Consider the following 14,822-nt stretch of genomic DNA (forward strand, 5'->3'; position numbering starts at 1 on the left):
AGAAAAATGCAAAGCAAAACGGCACAGAATGTTTCTGTGCCGTTAAAGAGAGGTAAATGCTATTTTAGACCGTTAACCAATGCCTTACGGTCATCTTCCAGCGTCACGACGCGCGCGCAAACATCTTTGCCAAACTGCTGGAAGTCTTTCTCTTGGTTCTTCCATTCATTCTGGATGGAGGTTTGCAAACCGCCGAGGCTACCGAGCACACCCTGCAGTGGGTTACCGCCACCTTTGAGCACCGCTTTGGCACCCATTTCGTTGATGCTGTCCTGCAGAATGCCGCCCATCGCCTGATTCACCAGCTGCTGCCCGTCAGCACGGACCTGATCAATCGCCTTATAATGGAAGGTCAGACCGTCAGTACGATGCTCGATGATCCGGTTCATCTGCTCTTTCAATTGGGCGTCAAGCTTGGTTAAACGACCGCGCATGTTGCTGCTTTCACCGACTTCTTTGGCGATAATTTTGTCCAGCGCGATGCGACCTTTCTCGACGCGTGCTCTGGCGCCGTCGTCAATCCACGGCAGGCTGCTACGCAACGCCGCCTGATAATCTTTCGCCTGCTCACGCTGTGCGGCGCTTAAGGTGTACTGCTTACCGTTGAAGGTAACATTCCCGGCTGGCGTGATCACCAGATCGCCGTTTTCACCCTTCACCTGCACCGTTTGCGGAGTCACAATCACATCGTCACGCGGGGTGACGCTGCACTTATAATCAGCATGTGCGGCCATCGCCGTGAACGTCAGGACTGCCGCCAGCAGCGTTTTACGCATCATATCTATCCCTCAATACAAATCGGGCCGGCATTTGCCGACCCTGTGCTACTTAGTCCCACCAAATATCGAAAAGTTCGCTGGTGCGCACATCTTCAAGTTTGTGCTCTTCCAGCCACTTACGCACGATTGCCTGATGTTCTTCAGTGCATTTGCCGATTTCCTGCAGGCAGATCAGACCTTCCCAGGCCAGATAGCCACTGCCGTCATAGGCCAGCTTGTTCGGCTCAATAACCTCATTGATAAAGTCATCAACGATTTTATCGACCTGCTCTTCAGATGTGCCTTCCGGAAAACGCCATGCAACCGAAAATCCGACTTCCTGGAATTCGTCGATATGCATTTTTTTACGCAGACGACGGCTACGGTTCTTTGCCATTATTTCACCCTCTCGAACATTAAGTCCCATACGCCGTGGCCAAGACGATGGCCACGTTGTTCAAATTTGGTTACCGGGCGCGATGGTGGGCGCGGTACATAATCGTTACTCTCAGACTGGTTTTTATACCCGTCAATGGAGGACATCACTTCAAGCATGTGCTCCGCATAGGCTTCCCAGTCGGTAGCCATGTGGAAAACACCGCCCAACTTCAGCTTACTCTTCACCAGCTCAGCAAACGGTACCTGAACGATACGGCGTTTATTATGACGTGCTTTATGCCACGGGTCAGGGAAAAAGAGCTGAACCATCGATAAAGAATTGTCAGGAATCATTTTGTGCAGCACTTCAACGGCGTCATGACACATCACGCGCAGGTTTTCGACGCCCTCTTCATGCGCCGAAGCCAGGCAGGCGCCAACGCCCGGAGAGTGGACCTCAATACCGAGGAAGTTTTGTTCCGGACGCGCTTTGGCCATCGCCACCAGCGAAGCGCCCATACCGAAACCTATTTCAAGCGTCACCGGCGCGTCACGGCCAAACAGCGCAGCAAAATCGACCGGCGCTTCGCTGAACTCAACGCCCATCACCGGCCAGTAGTTTTCCAGTGCGTGTTCCTGCCCTTTAGTCAGTCGCCCCTGGCGACGAACAAAACTACGAATCCGGCGCAGCGGGCGACCGTTTTCATCAAATTCCGGTGAAATGACGTCGTTCTTCATAAAAGTTTAGTCTGCTGTGTTTGAGTTCTGAAAACGGGCATTATCCAAAGTTAGTTGCCGGATGCAAGTAAAGGAAGAGAGTCAGCTGCGGAAAGTTCCGGTTTACACCCTTCGACCTCTGTGCTGCAATCTTGCCCCCAGCAATAATGAAACGGTAATCATGCAAGCGTCTCAATTTTCAGCTCAGGTGTTGAGCTGGTACGACAAATACGGGCGGAAAACGCTGCCCTGGCAAATTGACAAGACGCCTTACAAAGTATGGCTTTCTGAAGTCATGCTGCAACAAACTCAGGTTGCGACCGTTATTCCTTATTTTGAACGCTTTATGGCGCGCTTTCCAACGATAACCGATTTAGCCCATGCCCCGCTTGATGAAGTCCTGCATTTGTGGACCGGGCTGGGGTATTACGCGCGTGCGCGCAATCTGCATAAAGCCGCTCAGCAGGTGGCGACGCTGCATGGCGGCACCTTCCCGCAAACCTTTGATGAAGTTGCCGCCCTGCCCGGCGTTGGACGCTCTACCGCAGGCGCGATCCTTTCGCTCTCTTTGGGTCAGCATTTTCCGATTCTCGACGGCAACGTCAAACGCGTGCTGGCACGCTGTTATGCTGTCAGCGGCTGGCCGGGGAAAAAAGAGGTCGAGAAAAAACTGTGGGCGTTGAGTGAGCAGGTTACACCCGCCCACGGCGTTGAACGATTTAATCAGGCGATGATGGATTTAGGCGCGCTAGTCTGTACGCGTTCAAAACCTAAGTGCGCCCTGTGCCCATTACAAAATGGCTGTGTGGCTACCGCCAATGCAGGTTGGGCACAATACCCGGGTAAAAAGCCCAAGCAGACGTTACCGGAGCGCACAGGCTATTTTTTACTGATGCAGCATAACGATGAGGTGTTACTCGCGCAGCGTCCACCTAGCGGCTTATGGGGCGGATTATACTGTTTTCCGCAGTTTGAAGATGAAGATGGACTGCATCAGTGGCTGGCGCAACGGCAAATTAACGCAGATAATCTGACCCAGCTTACTGCATTTCGCCATACCTTTAGTCATTTCCACTTAGATATTGTGCCTATGTGGCTTCCCGTGTCCTCATTCACCACCTGCATGGATGAAGGCAACGCGCTCTGGTATAACTTAGCGCAACCGCCGTCGGTCGGACTGGCGGCTCCCGTGGAGCGTTTGTTACAGCAATTACGCGTCGGTGCGCAGGTTTAACGTGCCGGTCGATAAAGAGGATTTTTTATGAGCAGAACGATTTTTTGTACTTTCCTGCAACGTGAAGCAGAAGGTCAGGATTTTCAGCTGTACCCAGGCGATCTGGGAAAACGCATTTATAACGAGATTTCGAAAGAAGCATGGGCACAGTGGCAGCACAAGCAAACCATGCTGATTAACGAGAAGAAACTCAACATGATGAACGTCGAGCACCGCAAGCTGTTGGAACAGGAGATGATCAACTTCCTGTTTGAAGGCAAGGAAGTGCACATTGAAGGCTATACGCCAGAGTCATAAGAACCGTTGCCGGATGGCGCTGCGCTTATCCGGCCGACGATTTAATCTGGTCCTTGCAAATAACCAACACAACACGCACCCCCGGAATGATGAAAAAATTTCTCGCGCTTGCCGTTATTGCGCCGTTGCTCATCTCCTGTTCCAGTTCGACCAAAAAAGGCGATTCCTATAACGAAGCCTGGGTCAAGGATACCAACGGTTTTGATATTCTGATGGGGCAGTTTGCCCATAACATTGAGAATTTGTGGGGATTTAAAGAAGTGCTGATCGCGGGTCCGAAGGACTACGTCAAGTATACCGATCAGTATCAAACCCGCAGCCACATCAACTTTGATGACGGTACCATAACCGTGGAGACCATCGCCGGGACAGATCCTGCCGGGCATTTACGACGGGCAATAATCAAGACCTTGCTGATGGGAGACGATCCGGGTTCCATCGATCTCTATTCCGATGTCGACGATATCAAGATTTCCAAAGAGCCGTTCCTCTACGGGCAGGTCGTTGATAATACCGGTCAGCCTATTCGCTGGGAGGGACGCGCGACAAACTTCGCCAACTACCTGCTGCAAACGCGACTGAAGAGCCGGAGTAACGGCCTGCGCATTATCTACAGCGTGACAATTAACCTGGTGCCAAACCACCTTGATAAGCGTGCGCATAAGTATATCGGCATGGTTCGTCAGGCATCGCGTAAGTATGGCGTCGACGAGGCGCTGATCCTCGCCATCATGCAAACCGAGTCCTCCTTTAACCCGTATGCGGTCAGCCATGCTGATGCACTGGGCCTGATGCAGGTCGTGCAGCACAGCGCCGGGAAGGATGTATTCCGCTCACAGGGCCGTTCCGGTACGCCAAGCCGTAGCTTCTTGTTTGACCCGGCCAACAACATTGATACCGGTACCGCCTATCTGGCGATGCTCAACAATGTCTACCTGGGCGGAATCGATAACCCAACCTCACGTCGTTACGCCGTCATTACCGCGTATAACGGTGGGGCAGGCAGCGTGCTGCGTGTGTTCTCCAGCGATAAAATTCAGGCAGCAAATATCATCAACAGCATGTCGTCGGGAGACGTTTATCAAACATTAACCACCCGACATCCGTCGGCGGAATCACGCCGCTACCTTTATAAGGTCAATTCTGCACAAAAATCCTATCTACGTCGGTAATGTTTACCCTCTTCGGCCGCGTGAAGCTGGCGGCAGAAGAGGGTAAAAGTGTTAACTCCGTCACTATTTTGCTTTGCAATTGGAAATTGTTTGCAAATATTTGTCACAGCTAACAAAAAAACACCCCTTCTCATTGATAGAATCACATCATATTGAAACGGCAAATGTGCTTTTTAAAACATCCATCCGCATTACGATGTGAGGAAATTAACATGAATCTTAAGCTGCAGCTGAAAGTCCTTTCCTTTCTGCAGTTCTGCCTGTGGGGTAGTTGGCTCACGACCCTCGGCTCTTATATGTTTGTCACCCTTAAATTCGACGGTGCCTCTATTGGCGCAGTCTATAGCTCGCTGGGGATTGCCGCCGTATTTATGCCTACGCTGTTAGGTATCGTCGCCGACAAATGGATCAGTGCCAAGTGGGTTTATGCTCTTTGCCACCTGGTGGGTGCGGGTACGCTGTTCGCTGCCGCCGAGGTCACCACGCCTGGAGCCATGTTCTTTGTGATCCTGCTTAACTCCCTGGCCTATATGCCAACGCTGGGGTTAATCAACACTATTTCTTACTATCGCCTGCAGTCTGCCGGGATGGATATTGTCACCGACTTCCCGCCAATCCGTATCTGGGGCACCATCGGGTTTATTCTGGCCATGTGGGCGGTAAGCTTCTCTGGCTTTGAACTGAGCCATATGCAGCTGTATATCGGCGCAATTCTGTCCGTGGTACTGGCACTGTTCACCCTGACGCTGCCGCATATTCCGGTTGCTAATCAGCAGAAAAATCAGAGCTGGACATCAATGATGGGTTTGGATGCCTTCGCCCTGTTTAAAAACAAGCGTATGGCAATTTTCTTCATCTTCTCGATGATGCTGGGCGCAGAACTGCAAATTACCAACATGTTCGGTAATACCTTCCTGCACAGCTTCGATAATAACCCGCTGTTCTCTGGTAGCTTCATCGTCGAGCATGCGTCAGTCATGATGTCCATCTCGCAGATTTCAGAAACCCTGTTTATCCTGACCATCCCGTTCTTCTTAAGCCGTTACGGTATTAAGAACGTTATGCTGATCAGTATTGTGGCGTGGATGCTGCGTTTTGGTCTGTTTGCGTACGGCGACCCGACTCCGTTCGGTACCGTGCTGCTGGTTCTGTCGATGATTGTTTACGGCTGCGCCTTCGATTTCTTCAACATCTCCGGTTCGGTGTTCGTGGAAAAAGAAGTTCGTCCGGAAATTCGCGCCAGTGCACAGGGTATGTTCCTGATGATGACCAACGGCTTTGGCTGTATTCTGGGTGGTCTGGTGAGCGGTAAAGTGGTGGAACACTTCACACTGAACGGCATTACTGACTGGCAGAGCGTATGGCTGATCTTCGCGGGCTACTCACTGTTCCTGGCCTTTGCCTTCGTCGCACTGTTTAAGTACAAACACGTTCGCACTCCGGCTGGCACGCAGACTATCGCACACTAATCTTCATTGATTAAAAAGGGTCACCTGACGGTGACCCTTTTTTTGCCGGAAATGTATCGGCCGCGCGATCCGTTTTTTATTTCAGAACATATCCGTACAGACGCTTAATACCGTCGGCGTCCGTTTCACTGTAAACCCCTTGCAGTTCAGGTGAGAAGCCCGGCAGCAGATTAACGCCCTCTTCCAGCGCCAGGAAGTAACGCTGTACCGCTCCGCCCCACACTTCACCGGGTACTACGCACAACACGCCGGGAGGATAAGGCAACGCACCTTCTGCCGCGATACGACCGGCAGCATCACTAATGCGCAACAGCTCAACATCTCCCCGGATATAAGCACTGTTGGCATCCTGCGGGTTCATGGCAACAGCGGGTAAGCTCTCCTGACGGAACATCGCTTTTTGCAGATCCTTCACATCAAAGCTCACGTACAGGTCATGCATTTCCTGACACAGTTCACGCAGCGTGTAATCCCGATAGCGCATCGGGTATTTGTTGAAGATTGTGGGCAGCACATCTGCCAGCGGCGTATCGTTCTCAATGTGCTGTTCAAACTGAGCCAGCATCGCCACCAGCTGCGCCATTTTCTCCGCGCTTTCTGCTGGCGTCAGCAGGAACAGGATTGAATTGAGGTCGCATTTTTCCGGCACAATACCATTCTCTCGCAGGTAGTGTGCGAGGATCGTCGCTGGTATACCAAAGTCAGTATACTGCCCAGTTTGCGCATCAATGCCCGGCGTGGTCAGCAGCAGTTTGCACGGATCGACAAAATACTGATCGCTCGCATAGCCGTCAAAACCATGCCATTTTGCTCCCGGCTCAAAGCTAAAGAAGCGACGCTCGCTGGCAATAACCTGCGTCGGGTATGTCTGCCAGGGCTTCCCCCCCACCATCGGGGGAATAAAGGGCTGAATCAGCTTACAGCGATCGATAATGGCTTTACGTGCCTCAATTCCTAACGCCACGCATTCCGCCCATAACCGGCGTCCGCTCTCACCTTCATGGATTTTTGCGTTAACGTCCAGCGCGGCAAATAGCGGGTAAAACGGGCTGGTGGAGGCGTGCAGCATAAAGGCATTGTTCAACCGTTTGTGCGGGCAAAAACGCGCCTGGCCGCGAATATGGTTATCTTTTTTGTGGATCTGCGAGGTTTGTGAGAACCCGGCCTGCTGTTTGTGCACCGACTGGGTGACAAAAATCCCGGGATCGTTGGGTTTGAGATCCAGTAGCAATGGCGAGCCATCCGCCATCATCGGGATAAATTGTTCGTAACCAACCCAGGCAGAGTCAAACAAAATGTAATCGCACAAACTGCCGATCTTGTCGATCACCTGTCGCGCGTTATAAATGGTCCCATCATAGGTTCCCAACTGGATAATCGCCAGACGGAACGGGCGCGGCTGGTCGGCTTTATGTGGTGCGACGTCGCGTATCTGCCCGCGCAGATACGCTTCATTAAAGCAGTGCTCATCAATGCCGCCAATAAAGCCAAACGGGTTACGCGCCGCCTCCAGATAGACTGGTGTAGCGCCGGCCTGGATCAGCGCACCATGGTGGTTTGATTTATGATTGTTACGGTCAAACAGCACCAGATCGCCACGCGTCAGCAACGCGTTGGTCACGACTTTATTGGCAGCAGAGGTGCCGTTCAGCACAAAGTATGTTTTATCTGCATTAAACACTTTTGCCGCAAACTTCTGCGCATGCTTTGCCGACCCCTCATGAATGAGCAAATCGCCCAACTTGACGTCAGCATTGCACATGTCCGCGCGAAACAAATTCTCGCCAAAGAACTCATAAAAATGCCGTCCGGCAGGATGTTTCTTAAAAAATTCACCGTGCTGATGGCCTGGGCAGGCAAAGGTACTGTTGCCCATTTCGACATACTGCGTCAGCGTGTCATAAAATGGTGGCAACAGATCGTCCTCATAACGACATGCGGCGGACTCCAGCTCCAGCCAGTCCTGTGCGTTACCGCCAATAACCGCCTCTGCACCCGCAGGTAATTCGACAGTAACCTCTGAGAAAATAAACACCGGTAAATGAAAACCTGTGCGTTTAAGCAACGCGAGGATCCCGCTGCGGCTGTCCGCAACGGTAATGACGACTGCCGCAACATCAGTAAAATCGGTACCGTCCAGTGACACCACCTGACGATGGGTAGACAGACAAGAGACCAGTTCACCACTGGCGGCAATTTTCATTGATTTCATAAGCGCAAAAACCCGTTTCGGGAAAGTCAAAGTCCCGGACAATGCCACACGGCGTTATCCCACGAAATGTTTGGTCAAACTGGTTACCAGCCCCGACCGCCAGACATCAGTAAAAGCAGATAGCCTCTGATCTTACTGTTATCCTGCAGTGAGCGTACGCCGCCGTCACCGCATGGAGGGAGAATGAGGATGTGTCGTAGAAAGGGGAGAACGTCGCGCAAAAAGGCGATGTTGAAGGTGATGTAGGGGGAATTGATTCATCCCAGGCAACCCCATTCAGACAGGAGAAAATTCGCGCAATCATGGCACCTTTCACTACCAGGCGCAAGACAAAATCCTATGCATATCCCCACAGATAAACAAGCATTTTGCCGGACAATAGCGTCATAATAATGCAATCTGAAAACATAAATATACCCCGAAAATTGCCTTCATCATCAAGACGATAACGGGTATGCAGGAGCTCATGTGGTAATCGGACCTTTTATTAATGCCAGCGCTATTTTACTTGGTGGCGTTCTCGGTACGCTGCTCAGCCAGCATTTACCCGAACGCATTCGGGTCTCAATGACCTCTATTTTCGGACTGGCTTCTCTGGGCATTGGTATCTTGCTGGTAATCAAATGCGCCAACCTGCCGGTTATGGTGCTGGCAACGCTGGTCGGCGCACTGATTGGCGAGTTGTGCCATCTGGAAAAAGGGATTAATGCGGCGGTCGCCAAAGCGCAGCAGCTTTTCTCAAAGTCAGATGCCAATGCAACGCACGAATCGTTTATTCAAAGCTTTGTCGCCATCATTGTACTGTTTTGTGCCAGCGGAACCGGGATCTTTGGGGCGATACATGAAGGAATGACCGGCGATCCGAATATTTTAATCGCGAAGTCGTTTCTCGATTTCTTCACCGCTATCATCTTCGCCTGTTCGCTGGGGATTGCGGTATCCGCCATTTGTGTGCCGATGCTGGCAATCCAGCTGACGCTCGCTGCCTGCGCCGCGCTGATCTTGCCTTTGACGACGCCTGCCATGATGGCTGACTTTAGCGCCGTAGGTGGCTTGCTGTTGCTGGCAACCGGCTTGCGTATCTGCGGAATTAAAATGTTTGCCGTCGTGAATATGCTACCTGCCCTGCTATTGGCCATGCCGCTTTCCGCCGCGTGGACGGCATTTTTTGCCTGAGAATGCGTGCAATACCAGCAATGTGGTGATAGATTGTGCAGTCTGCATTGATTTGAAGAAATTTCGTTGACGAAAAGAAGCGAATCGGTTTTAATGCGCCTCGTTGCCCGGATAGCTCAGTCGGTAGAGCAGGGGATTGAAAATCCCCGTGTCCTTGGTTCGATTCCGAGTCCGGGCACCACTATTTAGAAAAACCAGCCTACGGGCTGGTTTTTTGCTTTCTGGGACTACAGGCTATTCATTAAACGTCGTGCGATTATTCGCTCCGTTTAACGCTTTGTTTCAACAACGCATAACGATTGAGAAGCTGATTCAGGCGCATATCAAGCTGCTGATATAAAGCTGGCGATATACTCCCTTGTGTTTTCAATTCTACGTCCATTTTACGCAGTAATTCTTCTGGCGGTGGCGTTTCATCCAGTTGACGGCGAATAGCAAAAATCGCGGACTTCAATTCCGAACCGGTTAAATATTTCCCCTTACGCTCATCAAGCGCATTTAGCTGGGCAGTTAACGTCTCCAGCCCCAGCTGTGCATGATGCCAGTTCTGTAATGCGCCATCCGGCAACGCTTCGGTAGCCCACTGTTTATATAATCCGCTGACGAGCTCAGCAGCCTGTGCTTCTTCTGGCCACAGAGTAGCTGCCTGCTGCGCGATCGCTGAGGCATATTCCCTTGACCACAAAGGTTGCTGGTGATGTAAAACATCGAGCTGCTTCTGCGTAGAAGCCAAAACATTCTGTTTTTTCTCATCCAGGTCTGAAGATTGCTTCAAGACCGACAACTGTGCAGGCGTCAGTGACATCGGCAACGGTTGCACCACGTCATACTGCGAAGCCTGCATAGCGTTGATCCCCCAAACAATACCAACACTCACCACAGCGGCGAACAGCACGCCAGTCGCAAAACCCTGCAACATCTGTCGGCGCCCGGAAGAAACATGAGTGGTAAAACCTGCGGTATTCACTTGCTCGGATGGTGCAGTTTCATTGACCACAAATACCAGTTGAGGTAAGGAAGTCGAGATATTATTTACCGTAACAGCGCGCATTTCTTTATGCTCGCCAGAGGCAGGTGCGGATGCCATCACGACTGCGGCTCCCGACTCTGCTTCAGACGTCTCCAGTCGCAAAGCCGCATTGTGCATCCAGGCAACAACGGTTTCCAGTTTGCTTAGCGTCTTCAATTCAAGGCGTTGCAATACTTCACAGGCCTGTTTCAAACTTTTTTCAACCCGATACACCGTCGCGAGATCAGCATATGACAGCGTCAATGTACGCAATTCTTGCTGTAGTCGGGTCGACAGCCAGGCCAGTATGTCAATGCGCGCATGAGTTTGTTGCGGCCATATTGTAGTCCAGTGATACGTGAGTAAAGCTTCAAGGAGTTCGCAACCTTCAGCAAGCCCTATAAGATCCGCATTACGTATTCTGGCGACGGTATACCAGGCAAGGGTTTGTAGTTCGATCCCATTGTTACGGAACAACGCCAGGCTTAACTGCTCAACCTTTTGCCAGTCAACATCCGGACGCGCAGGGTGCGTCAGCTTGTTGATTTCATCCCGCAGCACCCCAAACTCTGCGAAAGTACGCGGATCGCTGCCCGTACTGATTCGGTTTTTATCCATGTTAATAAACTCCAGAATCAAGCCAACCCTGCCTTTTTAAGTGACGAATCAGTACTCGCCCCTCAGGGGTAAAATCTGTGCCATAGCGAACAACGCCAAGATCATGAAGTTCAGCATCGATGGAATAACGTAAATGCCCCGGCGCTTCCTGTTCCTGCATCGTGACCTGAATACCTTTGAGTCGTGGCTCATACTTCAGCAATACCTGAGAAAGCGTTCCTATAAGTTGGTGGGCTGTCCCCGGCATACCCTGGAGGATCTTCGTCATATCTGGCAGGCCGTAGTCGGGGAGATGCTTGAGGCTGCCAGCGCGAGTGTTCAGAATGCGTTGCATATTGTCCAGAACAGACAGAATGACCTGTGTGTTTTCGCTGACCGCCTGCAAAGGCAGCCCCCCTTCGAAATTCCCGAGTAAAATGTCATACAGAGAAGGTTGTCTGACCATTATTCGTCCTCCAGTGGCATGAGCGCCAGTCCCTGAGTTTTCAATTCAATAATCCGCGCCTTATCAGGATCAAGGTCCTCACGACTTAATACTACTCGCCATGAATCTTCAGATTGTTCGGGGGAAATAAACATGCCTGCTACAGCGATATATTGTGCTTCTGTTTCTAATGGAATATCGAGCGTAACGCTTTCCCCCGGACGGACCCTGATATCTTTTTGTGCCACTAAATCTGCTTTCACCACAGTGCTATCCTCTGCAAATAATGACTGATAATTTGCAGAATCAAATGCCTTACGATCCTTTAGTTGATAAATACGTACAACCGTTGAAAGTGCGATACCCTGCGCATTTTTATTTACCGCTTCTCTTGCCAGAAAATCTAAATGCAGCGTTTTTATTTCCTTATAAAAAATTGACTTAGTTAATGATACCGTGCTTTCAGATACCGTTTGCGTCAAACCACATCCGGTTAGTAAACTGGCTATTCCGGTTATTACGGCAACGTTAATAGCGATAATCGCCAGTCTCATCGGCTTCCCTCCGCTGAATATTTTGTTTAAGACTCTGCCAGAGTCCAAGTTTAATGGTTATAAGTTGATTCATTGCTTCTGCGTTATTCGTGTTATCCAGCCGCATCACCGCTGTACGACCGAGCTGTACGGCTCGTTCACTTTTGCTACTGGTCAGTTGAGCATCCGCAAGTGCCGAGCGAGGAATGCGTAATTGCAGCCTCGCGTTTACTCTGGCACCTAAATAAACATGCATTAGCGCTAAAAAATCACCGTTTAGCTGACCACCAGGTAGCCAGTCACGTATCTCCTCGCGGTTATCCGTGGTCAGCGTAATCAGCACCTGACTGTTAACATCCACGGCACTTTGTCCCATCACTGGGCGGGAATAGAGGCTAACAGGTTGTCGTGAGCGCATTGTTAACGCCTTATCCAGCAAGATGACTCGCTTATCATGCGGCGTCACGGTCACCTTCGTTGTTGGCGAGAGTAAATACACCAGCGCGGCGATGCCTTCCTGCGTGCGCGTCGGCATTCTCATTATTCCCAACAAAGCCAGAAAACGAGAGACCGGCGTACCTGTTTGCGTTGCACAACCACGGATCCCCAGCCCCGTCAACCCGAGCAAATACTGTGACGTCTCATCCGTACCTCCGGGACGAAAAGTCGCTGGATAGCTGTATTTACGCCAGATACGGTAAAACTGCGCAATTAAACGATGATTGAAAATATCCAGGAATTCAGCGGCAACATCCGACCCCTCCTGCCTTTGGGCAATATCATCCAGATAGGTTGTCGGCAGAGGTGATTCCACACCATAAAGCCCCATAAAGGTGATGCGAACCGTGGGCGGAAACGTTGTTTGCTCAGGATGATATTCGGCACTTTTTAGCTCTCCCGCCGGAAATCCCATCCCAGGATGAGGCCGAAAGCGAATGACATCATACCGTGGACTCTGCTGGCTTCCCGGGCAGGGCATGTGCGGATTCCACTGCTCCAGTAACTGGCAGAAGCGATAAAAGTTTGTTCGCGGTAGGTTTTCGCCAAGCGTATTTAGCAACCGGGCAGTCGCTGATTGTGATTCTCTTTCCATCGCAAGCTTTTCCCTGCCGGCTGAATGATTAAAGTAAGCTGATTAAACAAATGAATATCCGCGTACAATGCAAAAAAACGGTTAAGCATTTCGCCAAACAGATGAATATCACCCTCGCCTGTAAATCCGTTCTCATCAAGCGTGACTTCAATATCTACACCGCGAAGCAAAAACCCTTTTTCAAAGCGCTGAATTTCATGCTGTTGGACATCCATAATGGCATCCAGACGACGGTAATTAAGTTCATCATCCTGCCAGTTATAGAGAGACAACGTTCCCTTGAGCACTTCTGCGCTGGCCATCATATTCAGAAAACTGGATCCTAAATGGCTCAATACTCGCCAGTGAAAGCGGTCCTCGGCAGGCGGATAAGCAGGTAAGGTCGGCTTACACAGATTGCGTACCGCAAGCGGCGTCTGGAGAATTTGTTCACACCGATTAAGCAAAGCGCTCTGCAAAGCCCGCCGAGGTAATTGACCGTTGGTCCCGGTCACTTTCAATGACAACGTTTCGTGTTCCGCGATACGCTCTTGCTCCCAGGCATCGCCTCCCAAAATCAACCATGTGTCATAGAGGCCCGCCACGCCACGTCTGACGCGGGTATGGTAATAACGCTCCGGTGCGTTACGGTGCATTAGTCCCCCTTTATGGCGGAAGCTAGTGAACGGAACATAGACAGCGCTACGCGTTCGTTGCGACCCCGAAACTGCATCCACAGAGTAGATTTCGGTATGCCCATCCTGCAATCTTCGCGGACGCAATAAATATTCACTTTCTAACCCATTAACGACCAACGGGTCAGCCTCCATGGTGAATAAATTAATAACCGGCACACAATGCAAACGTATATTTTCGCTGCTTACTGGAAGTTCAGAATCCCATTGTTGATTAAGCACTACTTCTATTTCAAATTCATTTATCCCTGCTGGAAAAGTTATCTCATCCAGACCATTAAGATGGACAAACATAAATTTTTCACGAAAAGTAAAATATTCAAGCAATAGCTGCCAGCCGCCAAAAACAGTATCCCCCTTCGGCCAAAGACAATCTTCCTCGGTAAATCCTCCTGGTGAAAAATAGCCATCCAAGCGAATACGTTCAGAGTTGCCAGGTAATCTTAGATGGAGAGAGGCCTGGCGTTTTGTTAATGCCAGATGCAGGGCATGTGTTACCGGTGCGTCACCGCACAAGTAGAGACTCAGATTTTTAACATCAGTTTGTGACCAATCCATCTGGGGATTACAGGTAAATCGGATACGAATAACAGAACGGCCGTCAGGTTCAGCATCCAGATTCACCGCCGTGATACGCAACGGATTAAGCGCCACTGGCTGTGTGGTACGGTACTGGCAAATCGTTTTCTTAGGGCCAACTGGTTGAGAGAGTACGCCAAATCCCGCACTCACCCGTTCATTCATTTTCAGTACATTAATGTCGGGCAAAAGCTCAACAATGCTTAAAGAAGGAACAGTACGTAAATAATGTGGCCACAGCAGACTCATCAAACCTTCGGTAAACTCAGGAAGATGATCGTCAATTTTGGCGCGGAGCCGCCCCATGGAAAATGCAAAACCTTCAAATAATCGTTCAACATAGGGATCGGGTATTCCCGCTTTGTCCAGATCCAACATAGCGGCCCGATCCGGATGCGCCTGAGCAAACTCTTTTGCTGCTTCCCTTAAATAACGCATTTCCGCATCATAATAACGCAGAGTTAAATCTTCCATTTCAC

General features: G+C 50.5%; 14 protein-coding genes and 1 tRNA gene. 6 read left to right on the forward strand and 9 right to left on the reverse strand.

What is annotated here, in order from left to right; genetic code table 11:
* Positions 1-59 precede the first annotated feature (59 nt).
* From M2374_RS08515 to trmB, 3 genes are read right to left on the reverse strand one after another with little or no spacing between them, the layout of a single operon-like run.
* A complete protein-coding gene (locus tag M2374_RS08515; RefSeq protein ID WP_096755738.1) occupies positions 60-779 on the reverse strand; it encodes a DUF2884 domain-containing protein in 720 nt (239 codons plus the stop codon).
* A 49-nt stretch (positions 780-828) separates the two neighbouring features.
* The gene (locus M2374_RS08520; protein WP_096755737.1) at positions 829-1,155 is read right to left on the reverse strand and encodes a YggL family protein; all 327 of its coding nucleotides are present in this window, start codon (positions 1,153-1,155) and stop codon (positions 829-831) included.
* Positions 1,155-1,874, reverse strand: coding sequence for a tRNA (guanosine(46)-N7)-methyltransferase TrmB (trmB, locus tag M2374_RS08525; protein WP_096755736.1), 720 nt, complete (start codon positions 1,872-1,874; stop codon positions 1,155-1,157). Before trmB ends, M2374_RS08520 begins: the two co-directional genes overlap by 1 nt.
* Before the next feature lie 160 nt (positions 1,875-2,034).
* On the opposite strand from trmB, the gene mutY reads away from it, so the two are divergent.
* From mutY to M2374_RS08545, 4 genes are all read left to right on the forward strand, one after another.
* Positions 2,035-3,087, forward strand: a complete 1,053-nt coding sequence (gene mutY / locus M2374_RS08530) for an A/G-specific adenine glycosylase (protein WP_181688750.1) — start codon at positions 2,035-2,037, stop codon at positions 3,085-3,087.
* 27 nt (positions 3,088-3,114) lie between these two features.
* Positions 3,115-3,384 carry an oxidative damage protection protein gene (locus M2374_RS08535; RefSeq protein WP_181688749.1) on the forward strand — a complete coding sequence of 90 codons (270 nt, stop codon included), beginning with the start codon at positions 3,115-3,117 and terminating at the stop codon, positions 3,382-3,384.
* 86 nt (positions 3,385-3,470) lie between these two features.
* The gene (mltC, locus tag M2374_RS08540) at positions 3,471-4,556 is read left to right on the forward strand and encodes a membrane-bound lytic murein transglycosylase MltC (RefSeq protein WP_181688748.1); all 1,086 of its coding nucleotides are present in this window, start codon (positions 3,471-3,473) and stop codon (positions 4,554-4,556) included.
* Between the two features lie 212 nt (positions 4,557-4,768).
* Positions 4,769-6,025: a nucleoside permease gene (locus M2374_RS08545; RefSeq protein WP_096755733.1), complete on the forward strand. Its 1,257-nt coding sequence runs from the start codon at positions 4,769-4,771 to the stop codon at positions 6,023-6,025.
* Between the two features lie 76 nt (positions 6,026-6,101).
* Here M2374_RS08545 and M2374_RS08550 read toward each other — a convergent pair whose 3' ends face one another.
* Complete coding sequence (locus tag M2374_RS08550) at positions 6,102-8,237, reverse strand: ornithine decarboxylase (RefSeq protein ID WP_115257507.1); 2,136 nt, start codon at positions 8,235-8,237, stop codon at positions 6,102-6,104.
* A gap of 468 nt (positions 8,238-8,705) precedes the next feature.
* Between M2374_RS08550 and M2374_RS08555 the strand changes: the two genes are divergently transcribed.
* Together M2374_RS08555 and M2374_RS08560 are read left to right on the forward strand one after the other, a co-directional pair.
* Positions 8,706-9,413: a DUF554 domain-containing protein gene (locus M2374_RS08555; RefSeq protein WP_096755730.1), complete on the forward strand. Its 708-nt coding sequence runs from the start codon at positions 8,706-8,708 to the stop codon at positions 9,411-9,413.
* Between the two features lie 105 nt (positions 9,414-9,518).
* Positions 9,519-9,594 (forward strand) — tRNA-Phe (locus M2374_RS08560).
* A 75-nt stretch (positions 9,595-9,669) separates the two neighbouring features.
* On the opposite strand, the gene M2374_RS08565 is transcribed toward M2374_RS08560, so the two are convergent.
* From M2374_RS08565 to tssF, 5 genes are read right to left on the reverse strand one after another with little or no spacing between them, the layout of a single operon-like run.
* Positions 9,670-11,040 carry a VasL domain-containing protein gene (locus M2374_RS08565; RefSeq protein WP_181688747.1) on the reverse strand — a complete coding sequence of 457 codons (1,371 nt, stop codon included), beginning with the start codon at positions 11,038-11,040 and terminating at the stop codon, positions 9,670-9,672.
* A 1-nt stretch (position 11,041) separates the two neighbouring features.
* Positions 11,042-11,485: a type VI secretion system baseplate subunit TssE gene (gene tssE / locus M2374_RS08570; protein WP_137362186.1), complete on the reverse strand. Its 444-nt coding sequence runs from the start codon at positions 11,483-11,485 to the stop codon at positions 11,042-11,044.
* The gene (gene tssJ / locus M2374_RS08575) at positions 11,485-12,018 is read right to left on the reverse strand and encodes a type VI secretion system lipoprotein TssJ (protein WP_096755711.1); all 534 of its coding nucleotides are present in this window, start codon (positions 12,016-12,018) and stop codon (positions 11,485-11,487) included. Before tssJ ends, tssE begins: the two co-directional genes overlap by 1 nt.
* Complete coding sequence (tssG, locus tag M2374_RS08580; RefSeq protein WP_153880631.1) at positions 11,993-13,090, reverse strand: type VI secretion system baseplate subunit TssG; 1,098 nt, start codon at positions 13,088-13,090, stop codon at positions 11,993-11,995. The genes tssJ and tssG overlap by 26 nt, the downstream gene beginning before the upstream one ends.
* Entirely contained in the window at positions 13,051-14,817 is a 1,767-nt protein-coding gene (gene tssF, locus M2374_RS08585; protein ID WP_174361146.1) for a type VI secretion system baseplate subunit TssF, read from the reverse strand. The genes tssG and tssF overlap by 40 nt, the downstream gene beginning before the upstream one ends.
* Positions 14,818-14,822 lie beyond the last annotated feature (5 nt).

The organism is Citrobacter sp. JUb117, from assembly GCF_024809055.1.
Taxonomy (GTDB): domain Bacteria; phylum Pseudomonadota; class Gammaproteobacteria; order Enterobacterales; family Enterobacteriaceae; genus Citrobacter; species Citrobacter gillenii.

Bases quoted from the DNA above. Each gene is read 5' to 3' on its own strand.
- M2374_RS08535 (WP_181688749.1), top strand. From the start codon at position 3,115: ATGAGCAGAACGATTTTTTGTACTTTCCTGCAACGTGAAGCAGAAGGT.
- M2374_RS08515 (WP_096755738.1), bottom strand. From the start codon at position 779: ATGATGCGTAAAACGCTGCTGGCGGCAGTCCTGACGTTCACGGCGATG.
- tssG (WP_153880631.1), bottom strand. From the start codon at position 13,090: ATGGAAAGAGAATCACAATCAGCGACTGCCCGGTTGCTAAATACGCTT.
- mutY (WP_181688750.1), top strand. From the start codon at position 2,035: ATGCAAGCGTCTCAATTTTCAGCTCAGGTGTTGAGCTGGTACGACAAA.
- tssE (WP_137362186.1), bottom strand. From the start codon at position 11,485: ATGGTCAGACAACCTTCTCTGTATGACATTTTACTCGGGAATTTCGAA.
- M2374_RS08520 (WP_096755737.1), bottom strand. From the start codon at position 1,155: ATGGCAAAGAACCGTAGCCGTCGTCTGCGTAAAAAAATGCATATCGAC.
- trmB (WP_096755736.1), bottom strand. From the start codon at position 1,874: ATGAAGAACGACGTCATTTCACCGGAATTTGATGAAAACGGTCGCCCG.
- M2374_RS08545 (WP_096755733.1), top strand. From the start codon at position 4,769: ATGAATCTTAAGCTGCAGCTGAAAGTCCTTTCCTTTCTGCAGTTCTGC.
- tssJ (WP_096755711.1), bottom strand. From the start codon at position 12,018: ATGAGACTGGCGATTATCGCTATTAACGTTGCCGTAATAACCGGAATA.
- mltC (WP_181688748.1), top strand. From the start codon at position 3,471: ATGATGAAAAAATTTCTCGCGCTTGCCGTTATTGCGCCGTTGCTCATC.
- M2374_RS08565 (WP_181688747.1), bottom strand. From the start codon at position 11,040: ATGGATAAAAACCGAATCAGTACGGGCAGCGATCCGCGTACTTTCGCA.
- M2374_RS08550 (WP_115257507.1), bottom strand. From the start codon at position 8,237: ATGAAATCAATGAAAATTGCCGCCAGTGGTGAACTGGTCTCTTGTCTG.
- tssF (WP_174361146.1), bottom strand. From the start codon at position 14,817: ATGGAAGATTTAACTCTGCGTTATTATGATGCGGAAATGCGTTATTTA.